The 24,127-nt window shown below is 73.8% G+C and carries 14 protein-coding genes; 8 read left to right on the forward strand and 6 right to left on the reverse strand.

Going from position 1 to position 24,127, the window contains the following annotated elements:
• Positions 1–51: 51 nt before the first annotated feature.
• The gene (locus AB0M43_RS04710) at positions 52–3,912 is read right to left on the reverse strand and encodes a tetratricopeptide repeat protein (RefSeq protein WP_363721194.1); all 3,861 of its coding nucleotides are present in this window, start codon (positions 3,910–3,912) and stop codon (positions 52–54) included.
• Positions 3,913–4,205: 293 nt separating this feature from the next.
• Here AB0M43_RS04710 and AB0M43_RS04715 point away from each other — a divergent pair, with 293 nt between their 5' ends.
• The 4 genes from AB0M43_RS04715 (at position 4,206) to AB0M43_RS04730 (ending at position 7,080) form a co-directional block, all read left to right on the forward strand.
• Positions 4,206–5,276 (forward strand): ThiF family adenylyltransferase, encoded by a 1,071-nt coding sequence (locus tag AB0M43_RS04715; protein ID WP_363721195.1) that lies wholly within the window; start codon positions 4,206–4,208, stop codon positions 5,274–5,276.
• Positions 5,273–6,451, forward strand: coding sequence for a M50 family metallopeptidase (locus AB0M43_RS04720; protein ID WP_363721196.1), 1,179 nt, complete (start codon positions 5,273–5,275; stop codon positions 6,449–6,451). Before AB0M43_RS04715 ends, AB0M43_RS04720 begins: the two co-directional genes overlap by 4 nt.
• A gap of 29 nt (positions 6,452–6,480) precedes the next feature.
• Positions 6,481–6,693: a DUF4287 domain-containing protein gene (locus AB0M43_RS04725; protein ID WP_363721197.1), complete on the forward strand. Its 213-nt coding sequence runs from the start codon at positions 6,481–6,483 to the stop codon at positions 6,691–6,693.
• A 144-nt stretch (positions 6,694–6,837) separates the two neighbouring features.
• Positions 6,838–7,080, forward strand: a complete 243-nt coding sequence (locus AB0M43_RS04730; protein WP_363721198.1) for a hypothetical protein — start codon at positions 6,838–6,840, stop codon at positions 7,078–7,080.
• A gap of 147 nt (positions 7,081–7,227) precedes the next feature.
• Here the strand turns inward: AB0M43_RS04730 and AB0M43_RS04735 are convergent, their stop codons facing one another.
• Positions 7,228–10,911 (reverse strand): M28 family peptidase, encoded by a 3,684-nt coding sequence (locus AB0M43_RS04735; RefSeq protein WP_363721199.1) that lies wholly within the window; start codon positions 10,909–10,911, stop codon positions 7,228–7,230.
• Positions 10,912–11,088: 177 nt separating this feature from the next.
• Between AB0M43_RS04735 and AB0M43_RS04740 the strand changes: the two genes are divergently transcribed.
• Entirely contained in the window at positions 11,089–13,797 is a 2,709-nt protein-coding gene (locus tag AB0M43_RS04740) for a LuxR family transcriptional regulator (RefSeq protein ID WP_363721200.1), read from the forward strand.
• A 57-nt stretch (positions 13,798–13,854) separates the two neighbouring features.
• A complete protein-coding gene (locus AB0M43_RS04745) occupies positions 13,855–15,177 on the forward strand; it encodes a DUF4157 domain-containing protein (protein WP_363721201.1) in 1,323 nt (440 codons plus the stop codon).
• 127 nt (positions 15,178–15,304) lie between these two features.
• Here AB0M43_RS04745 and AB0M43_RS04750 read toward each other — a convergent pair whose 3' ends face one another.
• Positions 15,305–17,443: a hypothetical protein gene (locus AB0M43_RS04750; protein WP_363721202.1), complete on the reverse strand. Its 2,139-nt coding sequence runs from the start codon at positions 17,441–17,443 to the stop codon at positions 15,305–15,307.
• 289 nt (positions 17,444–17,732) lie between these two features.
• Between AB0M43_RS04750 and AB0M43_RS04755 the strand changes: the two genes are divergently transcribed.
• Positions 17,733–18,596, forward strand: coding sequence for a hypothetical protein (locus AB0M43_RS04755; RefSeq protein WP_363721203.1), 864 nt, complete (start codon positions 17,733–17,735; stop codon positions 18,594–18,596).
• 101 nt (positions 18,597–18,697) lie between these two features.
• Positions 18,698–21,040 carry an immune inhibitor A domain-containing protein gene (locus AB0M43_RS04760; RefSeq protein WP_363721204.1) on the forward strand — a complete coding sequence of 781 codons (2,343 nt, stop codon included), beginning with the start codon at positions 18,698–18,700 and terminating at the stop codon, positions 21,038–21,040.
• Positions 21,041–21,145: 105 nt separating this feature from the next.
• Here the strand turns inward: AB0M43_RS04760 and AB0M43_RS04765 are convergent, their stop codons facing one another.
• From AB0M43_RS04765 to AB0M43_RS04775, 3 genes are all read right to left on the reverse strand, one after another.
• The gene (locus AB0M43_RS04765) at positions 21,146–22,057 is read right to left on the reverse strand and encodes a hypothetical protein (protein ID WP_363721205.1); all 912 of its coding nucleotides are present in this window, start codon (positions 22,055–22,057) and stop codon (positions 21,146–21,148) included.
• 103 nt (positions 22,058–22,160) lie between these two features.
• Positions 22,161–22,814, reverse strand: a complete 654-nt coding sequence (locus AB0M43_RS04770; RefSeq protein WP_363721206.1) for a response regulator transcription factor — start codon at positions 22,812–22,814, stop codon at positions 22,161–22,163.
• Entirely contained in the window at positions 22,802–24,049 is a 1,248-nt protein-coding gene (locus AB0M43_RS04775) for a sensor domain-containing protein (protein WP_363721207.1), read from the reverse strand. Before AB0M43_RS04775 ends, AB0M43_RS04770 begins: the two co-directional genes overlap by 13 nt.
• Positions 24,050–24,127: the final 78 nt, after the last annotated feature.

Raw genomic sequence — 24,127 nt, forward strand, 5'->3', positions numbered from 1 at the left:
CTGAGGCTCCCGGATCCGCTCAGCCCGCGCCACACGCGGCAAACTCCCGCCTCACGTCAGAGCAGCCAGAGCCTCCCGGATCCGCTCCGCTTCCGGGGCGTCCACCGCTTCGAACAGTTCCAGTGCCCGGCGCCAGTCCGCCCCGGCCAGGTCGGGCCGGCCCAGGTCGAGGTGTGCGGCCGCCCGGCCGTCGAGGGCGCCGGCCTGGTCGTGCGGCTGGCCGAGTTCGAGGGCGAGGGCCAGGGCCTCGGTGTGGTCGCGCACCGCGAGGTCGGGGCGGACGGTGGCCCGGCGGGTCCGGCCGAGTCCGTTCAGCGCCGCGAGTTCGCCGTTGCGGTCCCCGATCTCGCGCGCGATGACCAGCGCCCGGCTCTGGGCGTCCAGGGCCTCGTCGTGCCGGCCGAGCAGCAACTGGGCCTCGCCGAGGGCCGCCAGTGCGCCCTGTTCGGCCTGCCGGTCGCCGATCTGGTCCGCGATGGCCAACGCCCGGCGCAGGGGGCCGATGGCCTGGTCGGGCAGGCCGAGCTGGCGGTACGAGGCGGCCAGGGAGACCGACGCGTGCGCCTCACCGGCCCGGTCCCCGGACTCCCTGACCAGGTCGAGCGCCCGGTGCAGGTACTCGACGGCTCGGTCGGGGCGGCCGAGTTGGCGGTGCAGCTCCGCCAGGGAGACCGACGCGTGGGCCTCGCCGGGGAGGTCACCGATCTCGGCGGCGATCCGTACCGCCGTGCCCAGGTGTTCCAGGGCGGCCTCGGGGCGGCCGAGCAGCTTGTCGAGGATGCCGAGGCCGACGAGTCCGCGGCGCTCGCCGTTGCGGTCGCCGATCTCGCGCGCGATGACGAGGGAGCGGCCGAAGTAGCCGATCGCCTCCTGTGAGCGGCCGGTGAGCAGGTGCAGGATGCCCAGTCCGGCCAGGGCGTGCCCCTCGCAGCCCCGGTCGCGGGCCCCGCCGGAGAGTTCGAGTGCCCGACGGTAGGCGTCGAGGGCGTCGTCGTACCGGTCGACCTCCTTGTACAGGTCGCCGAGGCGGGACCAGGCGTGCCCCTCACCCCGCTGGTCCCCCATCTGGCTGGCCGCCGCCAGAGCCTGGTTGTGCAGGCTGAGGGTGTCGGCGAACGTCCCCCGGCTGCGCAGGTTGCGGGCGAGGACGTCGGACAACCGGTTCGGGTAGGCCGGCAAACCGATCCCGGCGGCCTGGGCGGCGACGGCGAGCAGGTTCTGCCGCTCGGTCTCCAGCCACGCCGCCGCCTGGGGTGCCGTGCTCACGCCGCGCGGCCGGGTGGGCGGGGTGGTGGTCCGGCACAGGCACAGGTCGCCGTCGTGCGGGTACACGAGGGTCGCGGCGCCGGCCGCGGTGTCCACGTAGTAGTCGAACAGGCGGATCAGGGCGGCGCGGCGAGCCTCGGGCGGTTCCTCGTCGGCGACCGCGCGGGCGGCGTACCCCCGAAGAAGGTCGTGGAACCGGTAGCGGCCGCTGGCGGGCTGTTCGAGCAGGTGCGCGTCGGTCAGGTCCTCCAGGAGCCGGTCGGCCCGGGGCACCCCGAGCCCGGTGAGCGCGGCGGCGGCCGGGGCGTCCGTGTCGGGTCCCGGATGCAGGCCGAGCAGCCGGAACATCCGGCGCTGGTCGGGGTCGAGCTGCTGGTAGGACAGCTCGAACGCGCCACCGACGCTGCGGTGTCCGGCGACGAGCTGGTCCAGCCGGTGCTGGTGGTCGCGCAGCCGGTCGGCGAGGTGGGCCGGCCGCCAGCCGGACCGGGACCGCAGCCGGGCGGCGGCGATCCGGATCGCCAGCGGGAGCCGACCGCACAGCTCGACGATCTCGGCGGTGCCGGCCGGGTCGGCGGCGGCGGCCGGCCCGGCGATCCGCACGAACAACGCGAACGCGTCGGACGGCGGCAGCAGGTCGAGCGACAGCGGCAGGGCGGCGTCCAGACCGGTCAGCCGGTGCCGGCTGGTGATGAGTACCAGACAGCCGGGGGTGGCCGGCAGCAACGGCCGGACCTGGCCCTCGGTCGCCGCGTTGTCCAGCAGGAGCAGCATCCGCCGACCGGCGACCGCGCTGCGGAACAGGCTGGCCCGGTCCTCCGTCTCCGGTGGGATGCGGTCGCCGGGTACGCCCAGGGCCCGCAGCATCCGGTCCAGCGCGTCGCCGGGCGGGACGGCCTCGATGCCGTCGGTGAAGCCGTGCAGGTCGAGGAAGAGCTGGCCGTCCGGGAACCTGCCGGCGACCCGGTGGGCGGCGCGCACGGCCAGGGCGGTCTTGCCGACCCCGGCCATCCCGTCGACGGCCACGACCGTCACCCCCGCCGCGCCGGGATCCGCCGGGGCGAGCAGGTGCGCCAGTTCGGCGGACCGGCCGGTGAACGTGGCCAGGTCGGTGGGCAGCTGCGCCGGCCGCTCGCCCGGCCACGAGGTCCCGCCGGGGCCCGGCGCGCGGTCGGCCGGGCCGGATCCGGTCTCCGTCGGGGCAGATCCCGGGCCCGGTGCGGCCCCGTCGCGGACGTCCCGGGCCCGCTCCGACCCCACAGGACCGGATGCGGAGGTCCCGACCTGCGACCCGTCCCGCCCGGCACGAGCCTGCCCGTCCAGCCACCCGTCGCGACCGGCCCCCTCCTCCAGCCCCGCACGACCAGACCCAGACCCAGAGTCAGACCTGGACCACCCGTCCCGAACGGTCCCCTCTTCTGACCCCGCACAACCAGACCCGAAAACAGAATCGGCCCCAAGCACAGGCCCGGGCTCGCCCCCAGCCCCAGACCCGGCCCGGGCCCCGGCCCCAGCCCGGGCCCCAGACCCGGCCCCGGACCACCCGACCCGCGCCCCCTCGTCATGACCGCCCCCGGACCACCCGACATCCAACCCTTCACGACGGGTACCGGGCGCCCCTCCACCACCCGGACGCCCCAGAACGGCCTCCCCGCTCCCCCGCCCCAACGCGCCCCCGTCCCCCGCACCCCGACCAGGCGTCTCCACCTCGCCCCGCAGGATCGCCACCTCCACCTGCCGCAACTCCGGCCCGGGGTCGATCCCCAGTTCCCCCGCCAACCGCGCGACGGCCCGCCGGTACACCTCCAGGGCCTCGGCGGTCCGCCCGGCCCGGTGCAGCGCGAGCATCAACTGCCCGACGGGCCGTTCCCGCAGCGGGTACGCGTCGACCCGTTCGGTCAGCGCCGCGACCAGTTCGGCGCCCTCCCCCACCGCCAGCCGGACCGCGAACTCCTCCTCCGCGCTGCCGAGCCGCAGCTCCGCCAGCCGGGTGACCGCCGCGTCGATCCCGGGGGTGGCCGGCGCGTCGGCGAAGGGCGTGCCCCGCCAGAGCGCGTGTGCCCGCCGGTAGTACCGCAGGGACTCGTCCAGGGCGCCGGCGGACCGGGCGGACCGGGCCCGGCCGAGCAGGTCCTCGAATCCGTGCAGGTCCAGTTCTCCGTCGCCGACGTGCAGCAGGTAGCCGGGTTTGCGGGTGACCAGCCGGGCGGCACCGTCCGGGGCCGCGCGCAGGGCCCGGCGCAGGCGGCTCAGGTAGCCGTGCACGAGCGACCGGGCCTCGGCGGGCGGCTGGTCGGGCCACAGCTCGTCCACGAACTGGCCGACGCTGACGATCTCCCCCGGGCGGATCAGCAGGACGCCGAGCACCGCGCGGGTCCGCGGCGGCCCGAGCGGCAGGGGCCCAGGGCCGGGCCCGCCGCCCGGCCCGAGCGGCAGAGACCCAAAGCCAGGCCCGCCACCCGGCCCCAGCGACTGGGAACCACCCTGCCTGAGCGGCAACGGCCCAGGGCCAGACCCACCCACCTCGCTCGGCCCTCCACCGGACACCGTCCACCCACCACCCGGCCCAGCCGACCCCCCACCAGGCCAATCACCCGCCCGACCCCCCGCGTGGACCTCGAGCGGACCGAGAATCCGGAACTCCATCGCATCTCCAGCCGTCCGGCGCCGACCAGGTTTCGTCCTGGTTCCGTCCAGTGTCCAGTGTCACCGTCTTCCCCACCTGGTCCGACGATTGTGGAGGGGAGGTGCACAACACGTGATCATCATCGAGATCCGCGAACTGGACAAGCTCGAGACGACGTCCCCGACCTACGAGCGGCCGCTGCCGAGGTAGTGACGGGTTGGGGGCATCCCCCGGGGATGCCCCCACACGCTCCTTCCGGACACCGATCCGGATCCTCCCAAAACCTCCCCTCCGTACACAGAAGGGTGCGACCATGCGGGCGCCCAGGGTGAAGCGGGTCCACACTCCCTTCCGGACCGCCTCCGGCGCGATCCGGATCGGCGGCGCGGCCTTCGGAGTGGCCTCGGAGATCACCGACGCCGACGGGGTGCTGTGGTCACTGATCACGGCCATGGACGGGGTACGACCGCCCGAGCAGGTCGCCGAACACGTGCACCGGGAGTTTCCGCAGCACAGCGTGGACGCGCTGACGGCGGCCATCGGGGGCCTGGTGGCCACGGGCTACTTCGAGGACGGCGCGGTGGCCGCCGACGTCGACCCGGAGCGCCGGGAACGGTACTCGCGCTCGGTGGCCTACTACAGCTACATCGACCGCGCCCCGCGCTCCTCGCCGTGGGACGTCCAGGACCTGATCGGTGCCGCGCACGTCGCCGTGCTGGGGGTCGGCGGGGTCGGCGCCGCGTGCGCGTACAGCCTGGCGGCGTCGGGGATCGGGCGGCTGACCCTGATCGACAACGACGTGGTGGAGTCCTCGAACCTGAACCGCCAACTGCTGTACCTGCCCGAGGACATCGGCAAACCGAAGGTGCACGCCGCCGCCGCGCGGATCGGGCTGCTGCGGCCGGACTGCCCGATCGAGGCCCGGCAGGTGGCCGTGGACTCCGAGGAGGGCGTCCGCGCGCTGTTCGCCGAGGTGGACCTCGTGGTGCTCGGGGCGGACACCCCGGACCAGATCGACAACTGGTGCAACCGGGCGGCGCTGGCCACCGGTACCCCCTGGGTGAACGGGGGTTACGACGGCCCGCACGTGTGCCTGACCCTGTACGTGCCGGGCGCGGGCCCCTGTTGGCGGTGCCTGCGGCTGAGCAGCCACTACGAGGGCGAGTCCACCGCCGGGCCGGGTCCGCTGATGCACATGGTCACCGCGGCCACCGCCAACCTGACCGGCCAGTTCGCGGCGCACATCGCGTTGGCGCAGCTCACCGGGGTGTCCCCGCCGCCCGTGGGTGAGCCCGTGGTCTGGAACACGGTCCGGCTGGGGCACGCGTTCACGGTGCCGGTGGCGCACCGGCCCGACTGCCCGGACTGCGGCGGGCCGCGATGACGGTGACGTTCGTCGAGTTGACGGCGCACCGGGAGGCGGACGGATGGATCGTCGGGCGGGCCCCCGCCGGTCCGTTCGTCGCGCTGCCCGATCTGGGGATGGAGACGATCGAGCTGTTGTCGGCGGGCCGGAGTACGGCGGAGGTGCACGCCGAGCTGCACCGCCGGCACGGCGAGGAGGTGGACGTCGCGGCGTTCGTGGCGAGCCTGGACCGGATCGGGTTCGTGGCCCGGATCGACGGGCGGCCGGGGGCGACCGTGGTCCAGCCCCGGCCCTCGCTGCCCTGGCTGCGGTCCGGGCATCTGCGTTGGCTGGTGCGCTGGCCGGCGGCCGTGGTCTGGTGCGCGGTGGTGCTGGCGGCGGTCGTGCTGCTGGTCCGGTCGCCGGAGCGCAGGCCGGGGCTCGCGGACCTGGTGTGGGCGGACTCGGCGGCGCTGGTGCTGCTGGTCGACGCCGTGGTCGCCTCGGTGGTGATCTCCCTGCACGAGCTGGGGCACCTGGCGGTGGCCCGCGCCTTCGGGGTGCCGGGCACGGTCACGTTGTCCACCCGGCTGACGGTCCTGGTCGCGCAGACCGATGTCACGGGGGCGTGGGCGTTGCCCCGGCGGCGGCGGGTGCTGGTCTACCTGGCGGGGACGGCGACGGATCTGCTGGTGGCGGCGGGGTGCCTGTTCGGGAGCCTCGGGTTCGCCGCCGACGGGACGGTCGCGACGTGCCTGCGGGCGGTGGTGCTGACCATCGGGCTGGGCGCGCTGCTCCAGTGGGCGCTGTTCCTGCGGACCGACGGGTACTTCCTGGTCCAGGACGTGAGCGGCTGCCGGAACCTGTACGGCGACGCCGGCCGGCTGTTGCGGTTCTGGGTCCGGCGCGGTCCCGACCCCCGCCCGGGGTTGCCGCCCCGGGAGCGCCGCTTCGTCTCCGGGTACGCGCCCTTCATGGCCGTCGGCGCCGTACTCACGGTCGGCGCGTTCGTGGTGGTCTCGGTCCCGGTGCTGGTCAGGCTCCTGGTGGTGGCGGGCGGCGACGTCGCCCGGGGCGTGTCGGGGCCGCACTGGGCGGACCTGGCCGACGGGGTGGTGGGCCTGGCCGTGCTGGCGGCGTTCCACGGCACGCTGCTCTGGCTGCTGGGGCGCCGACTGCTCGGGGCGGTGCGCCGCCGTCGCGGGACCACGTGACGCCGTACCCCGGTGGCATACTTGTGGGCATGAGTGACGTAGTGAAGGGTCCGGCCAGCTATTTCCCGTCGATCGAGAAGAAGTACGGCCGACCGGTCGCGGAATGGAAGGACCTCATCCGGGCCTCGCCGCTGACGAAGCACTCGGAGCTGGTCGCGTGGCTCAAGGCCGAGCACGGCCTGGGCCACGGGCACGCCAACGCCCTCGTCGCGCACACCCTGGCCGAGGGTCCCGCCGCCTGACCCCGCCGCCCGGCGTACCCGCTGCCGGGCGCGCCGGAACCGGTCCCCGGAACGACGCAGGATCGACAACATGCCTGTCCGCGTGTCGACAGATCCCATCCGTCCGGGGGCCTAGCCTCGAATCAGGGGCAGAGGAGAAACGCCATGAGCGCACAGACCACGGCACGTGTCGACCTTGATGAGGCCGGCGTCACCCTGACAGTCGAGCGCGACGGGGAGACCCACCGGTACCCGCTGCACTGGGATCTCGACCATCCCGCGCCACTCGCGGAGGCCACCCGGGACCTGAGGTGCTGCGAGGGCCTCATGGTCGAGGGCGGCTGGGAACCCGACCCGGCGCGACCGTGCGCCTGGACCGCCCACCTGCGGGTCGCCGAAGCCGCCTGACCGGGCGCGGAAGCACGCACGGGGACGGCAGCACGCACGGGGACTCACGGGGACGACGGCACGCACGGGCACGAGACGGGGCCACCACCAACGGGGACCGCCCCCGGACCGGCGAACCGGACCGGGGACGGCCTCTCCCCTCAGGAGCTATACGGTGATCGACCAGGTGTCGAGCACCCCGTAGTCACCGGGCCCGTAGTCGGTCACCCGGAGGTACCAGACGCCCGCCGCCGCCGAGCTGACCGGCACGCTGTAGGTGCGCGTCCCGCCGAACTCGGTGCAGGAGTAGTCGCCGGTTCCGGAGTACTTGACCGGGTAGTACACGCCGTTGGGGGCCAGGATGCTGATCCCCAGGTCCTCGGCGCAGGTGTGGTTGATCGTGATCGACACCGTTACCGGCGAGGCCGCCGACCCGGTGGCGTTGGACGACACCGCGCTGAAGATCTGGTTGTCGGCGATCGTGTAGTCGGTGCCGTTGGTGAAGGTCCGCCCACCGGGGTTGGTGGTGGTCACGGTCAGGGTGTACGCGGCCGAGTGGGTCGCGCTGCCGCCCGTGCCCGTGACGTTCACGGTGTAGGTGCCGGCCGGGGTGCTGGCCGACGTGGCGATCGTCAGGCTCGACGACTCCCCGGAGTTCACCGACGAGGGGTTGAAGCTCGCCGTGGCCCCGCTCGGCAGGCCCGAGGCGGTCAGGTTCACCGTCTGCGCGCTGCCGGACGTGGTGGCCGTGGACACCGTCGAGCTCGCCGAACCGCCGGCCTGCACGCTGCCGGAGGTCGGGCTGAGCGCGACCGAGAAGTCGTTGGCGACGGTGCCCACCGACAGGGTGAAGCTGGTGCTGTGCGAGACGCTGCCGGTACCGGTGACGGTGACCGGGTAGCTGCCGGACGGCGTACCCGCCGTGGTGGTGATCGTCAGGCTCGACGAGCCGCCGGAGTTCACCGACGAGGGGTTGAAGCTCGCCGTGGCCCCGCTGGGCAGGCCCGAGGCGGTCAGGTTCACCGTCTGGGCGCTGCCGGAGATCGTGGACGTGTAGACCGTCGCCGACACCGAACCGCCCGGCTGGGTGTTGCCCGAGGTCGGGCTCACCGAGATCGAGAAGTCGTTGCTCTGCGAGGCCCCGACCGCGAGCTTCCACAGGGTGTACGCGATGCCGTCCGCGCTGCGGTCCAGTACCGTCGCGCTGATGTTGCTCGTGGTGTCACACGCCGCGTGGTAGCAGGCGTCGTACGCGGCGCGGGTGCCGCCCCACTTGGTCACCTGGGCGGCGGTCTTGACCGCGCTGGCGCCGGCCGCGTAGCCGGAGGTGGGGATGCCGCCCTGCTGGAACGAGTAGTCGTCGGAGCGGCCCTGGCCCTCGACGTTCTCCTCGGGCTGCAGGTTCAGCGAGGTCCAGTACTCCTTCATCGGCACCGAGGTCGCCGAGTTCAGGTTGTTGATGAAGTACCCGCCGTTCTTCGACCCGATCATGTCGAAGTTGTAGTAGCCCTTGATGGCGGAGCGCTGGGTGGCCGACAGCGAGTTGACGTAGTGCTTGGAGCCGTTGAGGCCCTGCTCCTCGTCGGTCCACCAGCCGAACCGGACGTGCTTGGTCATGGTCGGGTTCTGGGCGGCCAGGGCGAGCGCCACCTCCAGGATCGACGCCGAGCCGGAGCCGTTGTCGTTGATCCCCGGGCCGGCAGAGACGCTGTCGAGGTGCGCGCCGAACATGACCGTGTTGTTGGTGTCGCCACCGGGCCAGTCGGCGATCAGGTTGTTGGAGACGTAGGTGCAGCTGGTGCAGCTCTGCTCGGACACCGTGTATCCGGCGGCCTGGAGCTTGGCCTTGATGTAGGACACGGAACCGGTGTAGCCCGCCGAGCCGGCCCGCCGGTTGCCGCCGTTCTGCGAGGCGATCGTGTTGAGCTGGGTCAGGTGGGCCTGGACCTTGGCCACGTCGATGTCCGGCGCGGTCGGGTTCGGGTTCGTGGTGCCGACGGTCAGCTGGTACGTGGCCGTGTGGGTCACGGCTCCGGTGCCGGTGACCGTGATGGTGTGGGCGCCGGCCGGCGTACCCGTCGAGGTCGTGATCGTCAGGGTCGACGACGCGCCGGACTGCACCGAGGCCGGGTTGAAGCTCGCGGTCGCCCCGCTCGGCAGGCCCGAGGCGGTCAGGTTGACCGTCTGCGCGCTGCCGGCCGTGGTGGTCGTGCCGACCGTGGTGGTGACCGCGTTGCCCGGCATGGTGCCGCCGGACGCCGGGCTCAGCGAGATCGAGAAGTCGTTCGAGGTGGCCGTGCAGGTCGCCTCGCCGGACTGGGCCGGGACGCCCGCGCCCAGCCAGGCCGCCTTGGTCGCGTTGAACTCCACACAGGACGGCGCGTAGAGGTTCTTCGCCGCCAGCAGGGTGGCCTTGCGCGCGGCCGGGTGGTTCCAGCTGCTCGTCTTCGTCTGCAGGCCGGCGTGGAAGATCTTGCCGGCCTTCTGGATGCCGATCCCGGTCATGGCCGCGCCGCCGGAGCAGATCGGGCTGGCCGGCTTGCCGCCGCCGGGGGCCGAACCCTCGGCGAGCAGGTAGAACCAGTGGTTCTGCGGACCGGCGGCCGCGTGCACCTCGGTGTTGCCGCTCAGCTGCGGGTAGCAGTTCGGGTCGTTGTTGACCAGCGACGGGTTGTACATCTTGCGGATCGGGCCCTGGCCGACGAGGTCGATCTCCTCGCCGACGTCGTAGTCCGGCGGGTCGTTCGGGTTGTTCGCGTACGCCTCGGTGAGCGCGCCGAAGATGTCACCGGTGGACTCGTTCATGCCGCCGGCCTCGTTGGAGGTCGGGTTGCCCGAGCCGGAGTACTGGAAGATCGCGTGGCCCATCTCGTGGCCCACGACGTCGATGTTCGTCGCCTGCCGGTTGTTGGCCTGGTTATGGCCGAACGTACCGGCGCTGCCGTCCCAGTACGCGTTCACGTCGGACAGGCCCACGTACAGCGGGAACGCCCGGCCGGAGCCGTTGATCCCGTTGCGGCCCAGCCAGTCGCGGAGCATGTTCCACTCCTGCTCGACCGAGTAGTAGGCGTCGGTACACGCCGTCTTCAGGTCGGTGCCGGAGCCGTTGCCCCAGGTCGTGGACGTGTTGGTGTACGCCTGCTTGGTCGAGTTCGGACCGCAGAGCAGGCCCGGGCGGCCCGGGTCGGACAGCGTGCGGGTGGTGCCCGAGCCGGAGGTGTCGATGGTGACGGAGCCGACGTAGTACGTGGTGGCGGTGTCGGCCTTCACGTCGTCGGTCTTGTCGGCCACCGCGCCGGTGCGGGCGTCGACGTAGACGTGCAGCTTGCTGGGCGCGGTCGCGGTGCGGCCGGTGACCAGGGTCTGCCAGACCAGTCTCGGGTTGTCCCCGGCCAGGACGGCCAGGGTCGGGGCGCTCGCGTCGGTGACCGTGGGCAGCAGGGCGCGGGCCGTGGCCGCCGCCGTGGCCGCCGACACCGTGGGCTCCAGGCCGACGGTGATCCGGGCGGTGTGCGCGGCCTCGATGCCGCGCACCTTCCCGTCGCCGTCCGTGGTGACCACGGCGTCGCCGCCGATCACGGGCAGGCCCTTGTAGGTGCGTTCGTAGGCCGCGTAGTGCAGGCCGCGCTCGCCGGCGAAGGCGTGCACCCGGCGCAGGCTCTCGCCCGGGCCCTGGGCCAGGGCGTCCAGGCCCGACTGCGCCGCCAGGTCGGCGGCAGCGAGGGCGCGCGCTGACGGGTCGGGCGTTCGCGGGGTCGCGGTGGCGGACACGGACAGTGCCACCGCCGTTCCCGCGACGACGGCGAGCGCGAGGCCCGCCGCCGCGACCGGTAACCCGGGTCGACGTCTCATGGAAAAGCTCCTTCAGGTGAGGGGTACCGCGCAGAGGGGTTGCGCGGTTGCCTTGAGCCAACCGGAGATCGACGGACAGCGACATGGGGGAGCACCCTTGGGCAACCCTCGCCCCGGATAACGATCTCGTTACACGGCCCTTCCCACGGGCCGGCCCCGAGGGGCAGAATCGGCCGGGTGGAGGCTGCCGGCGTGCTCGGCCGTGCCGAGGTCCTGGCACGGTGCCGTGCCCGGCTCGCCGGCGGTGGCGGCGTGCTGCTGCACGGACCCGCCGGCCTGGGCAAGACCAGCCTCATCGAGGTACTGGCGGCCGAGGCGGTCGCGCGCGGCGAGTTCGTGGCCCGCAGCACCGCCCGGCCGGCCGAGGCGGCCCTGCCGTACCTGGCGCTGTCCGAACTGTTCGGTTCCGCCTACCGCGAGGACACCCCGCTGTCCGGGCCGCTCCGGGCCGCCCTGGAGACGGCGCTGCTCCGCCGGCCGCCACGCGACGGCACCCGGGTCGACCCGCTCGCCGTGCGCCTCGCCGTCCTCGAACTGGTCCGCCGGCTCACCGAGGACCGCCGGGTGCTCCTCGTCCTCGACGACGCGCAGTGGCTCGATGAGCCCAGCCGGGAGGTGCTGACCTTCGTCGCCCGGCGCTGTACGGACGGCCGACTGCGGGTGCTGGCCGCCGAAAGGGCCCCGGGCGGGGCGGTCCCGGAGCTGGGCGGTCTGCTGCCCGCCCCCGCCGAGGAGGTCGAGTTGCTGCCCCTGCCGCCGGACGTCGTCGGCGAGCTGGTCCGCGACCGCCTGGACCTGCCGCTCCCCGCCCCGGTGCTCGACCGGCTGTACGCGGCCAGCGAGGGCAACCCGTTCCTCGCCCTGGAGCTGGGCCGGCTGCTCTGCGGGCGGACGACGCTGCCGTGGCCCACGGAGCCGCTGCCCGTCCCCGACCGGCTGCGGCTGGTGCTCGCCGACCGGCTCGGCGCCCTGCCTGCGGCCACCCGCTCCGCGCTGGTCCTGGCCGCCGCGTCCAGCCGGCCCGACCTCGACCCGGCCACCGAGGCGCTGCGGCCCGCACTCGAGTCCGGGGTGCTGGTCGCCCAGGCCGACGGCCGGCTCCAGTTCGGGCACCCGCTGCTCGGCGACCTCGTCTACACCGACGCCTCCCCCGGGGTGCGCCGGGCCGCGCACGCCCTGCTCGCCGGTCGCAGCACCGACCCGGTGGAGCGGGCCCGGCACCTGGCGCTCGCCGCGAACGGCCCCGACCCGTGGCTCGCGGACACCCTGTTCGGGGCGGCGGTGGAGGCCGAGCGGCGCGGCGTCCCGGCGGCGGCGGCACAGCTCGCCCGGCTCGCGGCGGAACACGGCGCGCACGACCCGGCGGTGTCCACGGCCCGGCTGCTGGCCTCGGGCCGGTACGCGCACGCGGCCGGGCTCACCGACCAGGCGTGGGAGGCCTGCTCGGCGGTGCTGCGCGCGGACCACCGGCCGTCGCGGGTGCACGCCCGGCTGCTGCTGATCGAACTCGCGAACGCGGACTTCACCGACGCCCCGGGCCTCCTGGACGCCGCGGAGGCCGACACGGACGGCGACCCGGCGCTGCTGGCCCGGGTGCACCTGGTCCGGGCGGAACTGGCCCTGCGCCGCACCCGGCCCGACCTGGTGCGCGCCGAGCTGGCCCGGGCCGAGGACTACGCGGAGCGGGCCGGCGACGACGAGGCGCTGCTGGAGTGCCTGGACTTCCGGTACGAACTGGAGAACGTCGCCGACCCGGTGGACTTCTCGGCCCTGCTCCGCCGGGCGGCGGCGCTCGCCGAGGGCCGGGAACTGTCCCGGGCGGCGTTGTCGATCCGGCGGGCGGCGGCCCTCGGGCTGGTCCGCGCCGGGGAGGTCACCGCGGCCCTGGAGGCCGTGACCCGGGTGCTGGCCGACACCGAACGGGCCGGGAGCACCGTGGCGCTGTGCGACGTGTTGCAGGCGGTGGCCCGGATCCAGGACCGGGCGGGGCTGTGCGGCGCGTCGGCGGAGTCCGGCCGGCTCGCCGCCCGGCTGCGGATCGAGATCGAGCCCACCCCGGGCCGGGCGCTCTACCAGCGGGGTACCGCCGAGTTGGCCGACGGCACCGTGGAACGCGCCGTGGAACTGCTCGACGAGGCCGTGGCCCTGGAGGAGCGGGTCGGCGACACCGAGTGGCTCGCCGGGGCCCTGATGTCGAGGGGCCGGGCCGACCTGCTCCTGGACCAGCCCGCGCCGGCCGCCCGGCGGTTCGACCGGGCGGTGGAACTGTTGCGCGGCACCGGCGCGCACGACCCGGCCCTGGTGCTGATCGACGCCGACCTGGCCGAGGCCCTGGCCCTGTCGGGCGCGCCGGACCGGGCGGCCGCCGTGCTCGCCGACGCCCGCGCCCGCGCGGACCGGTTCCACCGCCGGGTCGTGCTGCTGGGGCTCGACCGGGTCGCCGCGCTGGTCGAGGGGATCACCGGGTCCGCGCGGGACGCGGCCGACCGGCTCCGGGGGCTGATCCCCGCGCGGCACCCCTATCCGCTGGAGATCGCGCGGGCCTGGCTGACGCTCGGCGAACTGGAGGCCCGGGCCCGGCGGGTCGGGGCGGCGCGGGGCGCGCTGGTCCGGGCCGGGGAGCTGTACACCCGGGCCGGGTGCCGGCCGTGGGCCCGGTACGCCGCCGGGCGGGTGGGGCGGCTCGACGCGGCCGGGCTGCCCGCGCCGGACACCGAGCGCCGCCTGATCGCGTTCATCGAGGCCGGGGCGACGAACCAGGAGATCGCCCGGGAGCTGCGGGTGTCGGTGAAGACGGTGGAGGCGGGGCTGACCCGGCTGTACCGCCGGCTGGGGGTCCGGGACCGGGCCGCGCTGCGGAGGGCCCGGTCGGCCGGGGAGCCCTAGCTGTCAGCTGTCCGCCACAGCCCGCCGTCAATCCAGCTGGCTCGATATTCTCGGGCCATGCGAGAGCTGGAGAGCACCCGCGCCGAACCCACCCGCCCCACCGTCCCGCGCGCGTCCGCCGCGCCGCGTCCGCTGCTGGCACTCCAGCGGCTCGCCGGCAACGCCGCCGTCAACCAGCTGCTGCGACCCGGCCCGGCGCCGGCCGCGCGGCCCGCCCCCCATCCGGACCGGACCGGCCTGCCCGGGGCGCTGCGGGCCGACGTCGAGGCGCGCAGCGGCCTGCCGCTCGACGACGTCCGGGTGCACGCCGGCTCGGACCTGCCCGCCCTGCACGGCGCGAAGGCCTTCACCGAGGGCACGGACATCCACCTGTCCCCCGGCGCGGAGGACGCGCTCGGCCACGAACTGTGGCACGTCGTGCAGCAGAAGCAGGGCCGGGTGCCCGCCGAGCCCGACCCGGACACCGAGGCGGCCCTGGAGGAGGAGGCCGACCGGGGCGCGCCCCGGGCACCGGCGCTCGCGGCGCCCGGCCGGGTGCGCCAGTTCCTCAAGGTGAAGGGCTCCGACGTGGGCAAGTCGTACAGGGTGAAGGGGTACGGCAAGACGGCCTGCGTGCTCACGACGGTCGCCGGCGGCGGCTGGTACCACTTCGAGACGCCCGCCGGGAAGACGTTCAAGGTCAAGGGGCACGTGAACATCCTCAAGGAGGTGGCCGCGGCGGTCGCCAAGCCGCTCGTGCTCGACGACACGGAGACCGAGTTCACCGTGGACACCATCGCGAAGACGGAGAAACGGCCGCGCAAGGAGGTGTACGGGGCGATCCGGCGGTCCTTCCAGAACTCCCCGCGCACCCTCCGCGTGCACACCCCGTTCGGCACGAAGACGGTGTCGAAGGGCTCCTACGAGGCGTTCACGGATCCGCTGGAGACGACGAAGGCCCCCCAGGCGATGGTGTCCTACCGCACGGGCGACTACGGCCACGGCGGCAAGAAGATCGGCGGCACCTACAAGTCCTGGGCCACCGAGCTCAGCGACGACGAACGCGACGACCGGGCCGGGGACATGAACACCCACCTGGACTCGGTCAGCACCGCCCCCGGTCCGTACTACACCGAGCGGCAGAAGGCCGCCGCCGCCGCGCTGCTGATCACCACCCAGGTCTCCGAGCCGCTGCGCACGGAGACGTCCAGCGACCGGGCGGCCGTGCGGGGGCAGTCGGGGCTGAAGACGATCGCGCTCAGCGGCAGCCACTTCGGCGCCGTGTTCGGCGAGCCGACGTCGGCGGAGTACTTCCCGGCCCAGGCGTCCGGTTCGGCGAAGGAGCGCGCCTACTACCGGGGCGAGGTCACCGATCCGACGGTCCCCGACACGTACACCTAGGGCCCTTTTCCGGGGTACGGGTGGCTCCCGTACCCCGGAAAAGGGGTTTCCCGCTCCCGGGTCAGTGCGCGGATCCGGGAGCGGGACAGTGACCGCGCCGCTGTCCCCCGGCCCGGTCACAGGTCTGTCAGGTGGTGCTCAGTGCGATCGTGTCGAGCAGGAAGTCGGTCGTGAGGGACGAGTCCTCCACGCTGACGAACCTGAGCGTCACGGTCCTGCCACGATAGTTGTTCAGGCTGGCGGAGCGCAGCACGTACCCGGTGCCGGCGTTCGCGTTGGAGAACGTACCCAGCGTGGTGGTCGTCGATCCGTCCACGATCTGGACCTTGAACGTGTCGTAGGCGGTCGTGCCGGTCTCCTTCGTGGCGATCCTCAGGTGGTAGGTGAGGGTCGTCGTGCCGGCGGACGGGACGGCGATCTGCTGGGACAGGGTGTCGGTGTTGACGACCCCGTTGCCGCCCATCCAGGCGTACCAGGAGCCCTGCTGGGCCGGGTAGGTGGGCCAGTTGCCGACGACGCCGCCGGTGATGGTCCAGTTCGCGGTGCCGCTCTCGAAGCCGCCGTTGGCGATCCCGGTGCCGGGCGGCGTGGTCGTGCGGTAGTCGATCGTGTGGGTGTAGACCAGGTTGCGGGCCGTCGCGGACGTGTTCATCCCGGTCAGCGGCCGGTCGTCGTTGAAGTGCTCGCGGAACGTGCTCGACGTGTACCGGCGCATCAGGTCGAACGTCGCGGCGGGCCCGTTGTCCACATTGCGCCACAGGTCGATCAGGGAGCCGGCCACCCGGCACTCGACCAGGTCGCCGTCCTCGATGTTGGTGTGGCTGGCCGGCTTGGACGGGTCGAACGGCTTGGTGCTCATCAGGTTCACGGACTCGCCGTCGGGCCAGTAGAACATGCCGTCACCCTTGGCGTAGCCGGTGATGGCGTTGGCGAAGCCCTCGGTCCAGGCGCAGGTCGGGCCGGACTTCTCGGTCAGGTAGTGCGGGTCGGGGCAGTCGAAGACCGGCCACCAGCGGTTGTACAGCAGGTCCATGAAGTGGTGCCCGGCCTCGTGCAGGACCAGGTGCTCGGAGTCGGGATCGGCGTCCTCGAACGCCACGTACCGGCCGTCGGGGTCGAAGTACGTGCCGTCGGTGCTGCCCGGCTGCCAGTGCAGGGTGATCTTCGTGCAGGTGGCGGTCTCGCGCGCCGTCCAGCAGTTGGTGCCCGAGGCGCGGATCGCCCAGAGCAGGTTCATCGTGTCGAACGCGTGCCAGCCGCGCATGTACGTGCTGGTCGGCGACGTGGTGCCGAAGTTCTGGTCGGTACCCGACGGCACGTTGCTCTTCGCCGCCGTGGTGACCGTGTACGTGCTCTGCCCGGCGTTGTTGGTCACCCGCCACACGCTGGAGTCGGAGGTGAACTTGACCTGCACGGAGTACATGGTGGTCACAGGGGACGTGAAGCACAGGGCGTACTTCCCGTCGGCGGCGCCCGTCAGCCCCGTGGCGTAGGTCTGGCTGCTCGCCGACGAGGTCGTCTTCCCGATCACGGACACCGGGATGTTGCGCCCGGCCAGCCACGCGCCGGTCTTGTCCGCGACCGTGAACTGGCCGGTCGCGCAGATCTGGCCGGGCGCGGCCGTGGCCGACCGGGCGGCCGGTGACCGGGGAGCGGTCCCGACCAGGGGCACCGAGTGCCCGTTGGTCGCCGGCCGGGCGGTCCCGGCGTCCACGGCCGCGCTGTCCGTGCCCGCGACGCCGGCCACGGAGGTCCCGGGCAGGTCGCCGACGGTGAACACCGTGGTGCCGTGCGCGGAGCGGGCCTGGTCGGGCGCTCCGGCGTCGGTCAGGTCCGCCTCGACCTGGGCGGGTCCGGCGGCCAGGGCGGTGACCTTCAGGGTCACGGTCCGCCCGCCGGTCGGCAGCGGGAACGTCTGCTCGGCGACCTGGTCCAGCCCGACGGCGCGCGGGGCGGACAGGCCGGTGCCGGCGGCGTCGAGGCGCAGGGTGGCCGGCAGCCGGACCGCGAGCCGGGCGGAGGCCACCGGCACCTGGGTACCGAGTCTGATCTTCACGGTGGCCGTCTCACCCACGGCGGGGAGCCGGTCCATGCTGACGGCCGCGGAGACGCAGTCCGGGGCCGCCTCGTCGTGCCGGTGGTCGGAGTCGGCGGGCACGCACACCGCGGCGGGGGCCTTCGAGGTCGCCGCGGCGATCGTGACCGGGACGACGGCGGCTCCCAGGGCGAGCGCCGCGCCCACGGACAACAGTCGGAAGGGGGTCATGAGGGGGTTTCCTTTCCCGTCCAGGCCGGGCGAGGGGCGCCCGGGCTACCGGCGAACCGGTTGGGGAGAGGCCAGCATGGATCTCCTCTCGACTGCGTGCAATATCACACCTCATACTTCGGGTACGCCGTTCACCGTGAGCGCGGCCCGGCACCGGAGGAGGAAAGTGGCACTGACCTGCGACGGAACGGAGGTGCCATCGATCGACGCGGTCGGGTGCCATTGAAAATTCAGAACCAGCCAGTAACTTTGCGTGACTTAAGGGACTCTTATCAACGACCTCGACGACGTGCTCCGGGCCGGCCCGTTCCACACCGCGCTGCGGTGGGCCATCGCCGACCGGGGCCTGAGCCTCGACCGGCTCCGCGACCGGCTGACCGGCGCGGGGCTGTCCGTCAGCGTGGCCACCCTGAGCAACTGGCAGCGCGGCGTCAGCCGGCCCGACCGGGCCGAGAGCCTGCGCGTCCTCGCCGAACTGGAGACCGTGCTGCGGCTGCCGGCCGGGTCGCTGGGGCGGCTGCTCGACGAGCCCGCGCACCAGGGCCGGACCCGGGCGGCGGTGCCCGGCACGTCCCCGGTGGTCGCCCAGCGGCTCAGGGCCGCCCTCGACGCCGCCGCCGAGCCCGGGCTCGACGTGCTCGCCGTGCAGGAGGACGTGACCGTGCTCGGCCCGGGGCACTGGCACTCCACGGTGCGGGTGGCCGTCCGGGCCCGGCAGGCGGGCGTGCGCCGGCACGTCGTCCTCACCCACACCCAGGGTTCCGTGCCCACCGTCCGGGCGGGCCGGGACTGCGCCCTCGGCCGGGAGCGCACCGACCGGGAGGCCGGGCTCGTCGCGACCGAGCTGGTGTTCCCCGCGCTGGGCAGGGGCGAGGAGTACGCGCTGCTGTACCACGTGTCGGGCGCGGTGGCCGAGCCGTACCACGGGATGTGGTTGCGGGCCGGCCAGCACTTCGACATGACCCTGCGGTTCGGCCCGGACACCGGCGTCGAGCGCGCGTACCGGATCTGGCGGCTGGACCCCCGCTCCCCGCACAAGGACCTCACCCGGCTCCGACTGTTCGACGCCCGCCGCGCGCACCTGATCGACCACGACGTCACGCCCGGCTTCCACGGCATCCGGTGGTGCTGGCCCAATTCCGGTAACAGTTAACGCGGTCGAGGGCGCCGTCCGGGGCGTCACCGGCTGTTAGCTTTCACCGATCCGGTGGCCGGCCTCTCCCCTTCCCGGCCGCCCAGGTGAGAGGAATCCCAGTGCGCAGAACCACCGCGATCGCGGCGGGGCTCACGGCGACGCTGCTCGGCGCCATGGCCCTCGTCGGCCCGGCCTCAGCGGGACCGCCACCCTCCCCCGCCCCCGACTCCGCCCCCGAGGGCCGGTCGGCCCCCGAGCCGGTCAGCCCCCTGCAGACCCAGCAGCAGTCGCTGCGCCGCAAGGCCATGGAACAGGTCACGTCGGGTACGCCGCAGGCCCGGTCCGTCGCGCCCGCCCCGGCCGGCACCGTGCGGGTCGGCCAGGACTACGTCGAGGTCGCCCAGCAGGGCACCGCGAAGGTGTTCGTGGTGCTCGCCGAGTTCGGCGACCAGGTCGACAACACGACGCTGTACCGGGGCCAGGTCAAGTACGGCGGCGCGCCCGGCCCGCTGCACAACGCGATCCCGGACCCGGCCGGCACCAGCGACAACCACACCATCTGGCGGCCCAACTTCGACCGCGCCTACTACGAGGACATGTACTTCAGCCGGGCCAAGGGCGCGAACTCGCTGCGCAACTACCTCCAGGTCCAGTCCTCAGGCCGCTACGACATCTCCGGGTACGTCTCCGACTGGGTGAAGCTGCCCTACAACGAGGCCCGGTACGGCAGCGACCTGTGCGACGGCGGCCGGCAGTGTCCGAACAGCTGGGACCTGATCCGCGACTCCCTGGCCGCCTGGCACGCCGCCGAGCTGGCCAAGGGCCGCACCCCGGCGCAGATCAAGGCGCAGCTCGCGGAGTACGACCAGCGCGACCAGTACGACCACGACCGGGACGGCAACTTCAACGAGCCGGACGGGTACATCGACAACTACGAGGTCATCCACGCCGGGGTGGACCAGACGTGGGGCGGCGGGGCGCAGGGCGCCGGCGCGCTGTGGGCGCACCGCTGGTTCGCGTACTGGCCCACCCGCGGCACGGCGGGCCCCGAGGGCAACAAGCAGGGCGGCACGCAGGTCGCCGACACCGGGATCTGGGTGGGCGACTACCTGACGGCCGGCGAGAACAGCGGCCTCGGGCTCGTCGCGCACGAGAACGGCCACCTGCTCCTGGGCCTGCCCGACCTGTACGCGGCCACCGGCGGCAACGGCGTCGACTTCTGGTCGCTGATGTCGGACGCGTCCTACCTGGGCAGGGAGAACGGCGCCACGGGCGAGTACCCGGGCGACCTGGACGCGTGGAGCAAGCTGCAGCTCGGCTGGCTCAACTACGACACCGCGCAGGCGGCCACCGAGTCGACCCACGTGCTCGGGGTGTCCTCCTACAACACGGCCGAGAAGCAGGCGGTCCTCGTCAACCTGCCGCCCCGCCTGGTGCACACGCCCCTGGTGGCGCCGTTCCAGGGCGCGGCGCAGTGGTGGAGCGGGCGCGGCGACTACCTCGACGAGACCCTGACCCGGTCCCTCGACCTGACCGGTGCCACCACCGCCAGCGTCTCCGCCAAGAGCCGCTACTGGATCGAAGAGGACTTCGACTACCTCTACGGCGAGGTGTCCACCGACAACGGCACCACCTGGAAGGGCGTCGGCGGCACCGTCAACGGCGCACCCATCCCCAACGTCGGCGGACGCCCCGGCCTGACCGGCTCCTCGGCCGGCTGGGTCGACCTGAACTACAACCTCGACGGGTACGCCGGCGGCACGGTCCTCTTCCGCGTCCGCTACGTCACCGACACCAACACCGCCGAAAACGGCTTCCTCCTCGACACCATCACCGTCAAGGCAGGCGACCGCGTCGTGCTGACCGACGACGTGGAGGGCGGCGACAACGGCTGGACGGCGCGCGGGTTCACCCGGATCGGGGACGCCGGCGTCAAGTCCTACCCGCGCGCCTACCTCGTGGAGAACCGCCGGTACGTCGCGTTCGGACAGTTCCTGCAGACCGGCCCGTACAACTTCGGCTGGAACGGGGTGGCGGGGAAGGCCGACCAGGTCGAGCGGTACCCGTACCAGGACGGCGTGCTCGTCTGGCTGTGGGACCCGTACTACAGCGACAACACGACGCGCGACCACCCGGGCGCGGGCATGATCCTGCCGGTGGACGTGCGGGCCACCCCGATGCGGTACGCCGACGGGGCGTTCGCCAACCCGCGCGCGCAGGTGTTCGACGCGACGCTCGGGCTGAAGTACACCGACGCGGTCACCCTGCACCGGGCCGGCGTGGCGACCACGTTCCGCAAGCAGGCCCCGGTCGCCGCGTTCAACGACCGCACCGGCACCTACTGGTACGCCGAGAACCCGGACCTGGGCGTGAAGGTACCCGACACCAACACCCGGATCGAGGTCGTCAAGGAGCACGCGCAGGGTCGGGAGACGACCGTGCGGATCGGTAGGGCCAGCTAGCCGCACGACCCCGGTCGGCCGTGCGGCCGGGAGCGCCCCGGTCGGCTGTGCGGCCGGGGCGCACGGTCCGGGCGGTCGGGTGCCAACGGAGTCACCCGGCCGCCCTCACCAGTACAGCTGGATGCCGTAGACGCCGGGGCGGGCCTCGATCAGGGCCAGGTGCACGCTGCCGGACGGGTCGACCCGCAGGTCGCGCAGGTCCTCGTCGGCCTCGTCGGCGGCGGCCTGGTGGAACGAGGCGCACCGGACCGGCACCGTGCCCGGCGCGAACGTCACCTCCAGCGCGAAGGCGTGCACGGTCCTCGACACCGTCCGGGTGCACCGGGTGACGGGCGTGTGCCCCGGCAGGTCCAGGGTGTACCGCACGATGGCCGTGTCCCCCACGTCCAGCCGGCTGTCGAGCAGCATCTCCGTGATCAGGTACCCCGACGCCGGGTCCCACCGGTGCCGGCCCGGCCGGCAGCCCCACAGGTCGGTGAACCCGGGCCGGCCCGCCGTCGGATCGTCGACCTGCCAGAACAGGTAGAACCGGGAGAGATCATCGCGTTCGGCGCGCATCACCTCGCGGACCCGCCGGGTGCGTTCGCAGCGCTCCGCGTCGATGGTCACGTGCTCGTCCACGCTGAGCCGGCGCAGCCCCGAGTGCGCGGGCATCGCCAGGTCCTCGGCCATCCGCTCCAGGACCCCGGCCCGCCACGGCCGCAACGACGGCTCCAGCCCGGTGCTGTACCGGCCCCTCGGGCGCGGCGGCGGCAGCAACGCGGTCAGCGCGCCCGGCGGCAGGCCGAGCACCTCCTCCAACGCCACGACGCCCTTCAGCGAGTCCCCGCGCTCGGGACGCCGCCGGCCGCTCGCCCAGTAGCTCAACGCGGCCGTGCTGAGCCGGATGTCGCGTTCGGCCAGCCGGTGGCACAACCGGTCCAGGGTCAGGCCCCGGCGGCGGACGGCCAGGGACAACGCCCGGTGGAACGGGCCGGACGCCAGCGCGCGCACCAACTCGAGCTCCAGGTCGGACATGTCACCCCCAGCGACCAGCGCCTGCGTGCGACGAGTCTAGATCGGCGACGGACGGGCGTACAGGACGCGGCGGCCGGTCTCCGGTACCCGGAAAAGGGTTGTGTCAGCGCCGGGTGCCGTCCAGGTAGCGCAGCACCGCCGCCACCCGCCGGTCCGTCCCGTCCTCCGGGGTCAGGCCCAGCTTCGAGAAGATGTTGCGGATGTGCTTGTGCACCGCGTTGTCCGTGACGAACAGCCGCTCCGCGATCGCCCCGTTGCCCAGCCCCTCGGCCATCGCGCCGAGCACCTCGCGCTCCCGGGCCGACAGGGTCTCCAGCGGGTCGCCCGCCCGGCGCGCCGCGAACAGTTGCGCGATCACCTCCGGGTCGATCGCGGTGCCGCCGTCGGCGACCCGGCGCAGCGCGGACAGGAACGTCTCCACCCGGCCGACCCGCTCCTTGAGCAGGTAGCCGACCTTGCCGGCGCCCTCGGCGAGCAGGTCGGTGGCGAAACTCTGCTCGACGTAGGCGGACAGGACCAGCACCGCCAGGCCCGGCTGGACCCGGCGGGCCTCCACGGCGGCGCGGATCCCCTCGTCGGTGTGGGTGGGCGGCATCCGCACGTCCACGACCGCGATGTCGGGGTGGTGCTCGCGGACGGCGGCGAGGAACGCGGCTGGCTCCCCGACGGCGGCCACCACGTCGAAGCCCTCCCCCGCGAGCAGCAGCGACAGCCCCTCGCGCAGCAGGGCGTCGTCCTCGGCGATCACGATCCGCATGGCAGCTCCACGTCCAGAATTGTCGGCCCACCGGCCGGGCTCGATACCCGCAGGGTCCCGTCGTGTGCCGAGACCCGCCCGCGCAGGCCGGACAGTCCCGACCCGCTCCCCTCGTCCGCGCCGCCCCGGCCGTCGTCGCGGACCTGGATCCGCAGCACGTCGCCGACCCGCCGGACGTCGACGGCCGCGTGCGCCGCGCCGCTGTGCTTCGACGTGTTGGTGAGCGCCTCGGCGACCACGAAGTACGCGGTGGCCTCCACCGACGCCGCGCAGCGGTCCCGCACGTCGACGCTCACCTCGCACGGCACCGCGCAGGAGGCGGCCAGCGCCGCGAGCGCGCCGTCGAGGCCGCGCTGGTCCAGGATCGGCGGCAGGATGCTCCGGATCACCGACCGCAGCTCGGCCAGGGCCTCCTCGGCGCTGCGCTGGGCCCGTTCGAGGAGCGCGTCGGCGGCGGCCGGGTCCCGGGCCAGGGCGCGGCGGGCGGTACCGGTGAGGATCGCCACCCCGACCAGCCGGTTCTGCGCGCCGTCGTGCAGGGACCGTTCGATCCGGCGCAGCTCGGCCGTGTGCGCGTCGAGGGCGGCGGCCCGGGTCGCGGTCAGCTCCGTGATCCGCAGCGACAGGTCCGTACCGGGCGTCGCCGTCAGCAGCCGGCGGCCGAGGTGCTCGCGGAACCGGACGAGCCCCGGGATGACCAGCACGCTCAGCGCGATCCACACCGGGCTGACCAGGGCCACCGCGAACGCCCCGGCCCAGCCGTCGACCGGGAAGCCGAACCCGCCGGTCGCCGTGCCCTCGGGCAGCAGCCGCCACCACGCCGGGAACGTCAGGTCCCGCACCGCCGACACCGGCAGCGCGGCGGCGATGATCCCGACGAAGAACATGCCGGCCCTCGACAGGGTCCAGCCCAGGTCCCGCCGGGTCGCCGGGTCGGTCACGGTGCTCCACAGCGCCGGCCACCAGCCGTCCGGGCTCGGCCGGTAGGGGCTCGCGACCGGCGGTCCGACGCGGGACAGGCGGCGGCGTTCCCGGTCGGCGAACGCCCGGAGGAGCCGCAGGGCGAGCGGGAGCAGCGGCAGGCCCACGCTGATGACCGACACGGCGGCCACGAACAGGAACAGCACCGCGACCCCGAGGGCCAGCACGTCCGTGACCAGGCCCGCCACCAGGCGCAGCCACGCGGTCACCAGCACCCGGGTCCTGTCCCGGACATACGTCCACCAGCGGGTCATGTCCACCTCCGTCCGCCGCCACCGTACGTCACGGACCGTGACGCCGGTCCGGGCGGCCGCGAAAGGTACAGCTGGCCG

Origin of the sequence: Longispora sp. NPDC051575 (assembly GCF_040681875.1) — a bacterium.
Taxonomy (GTDB): Bacteria; Actinomycetota; Actinomycetes; order Mycobacteriales; family Micromonosporaceae; genus Longispora.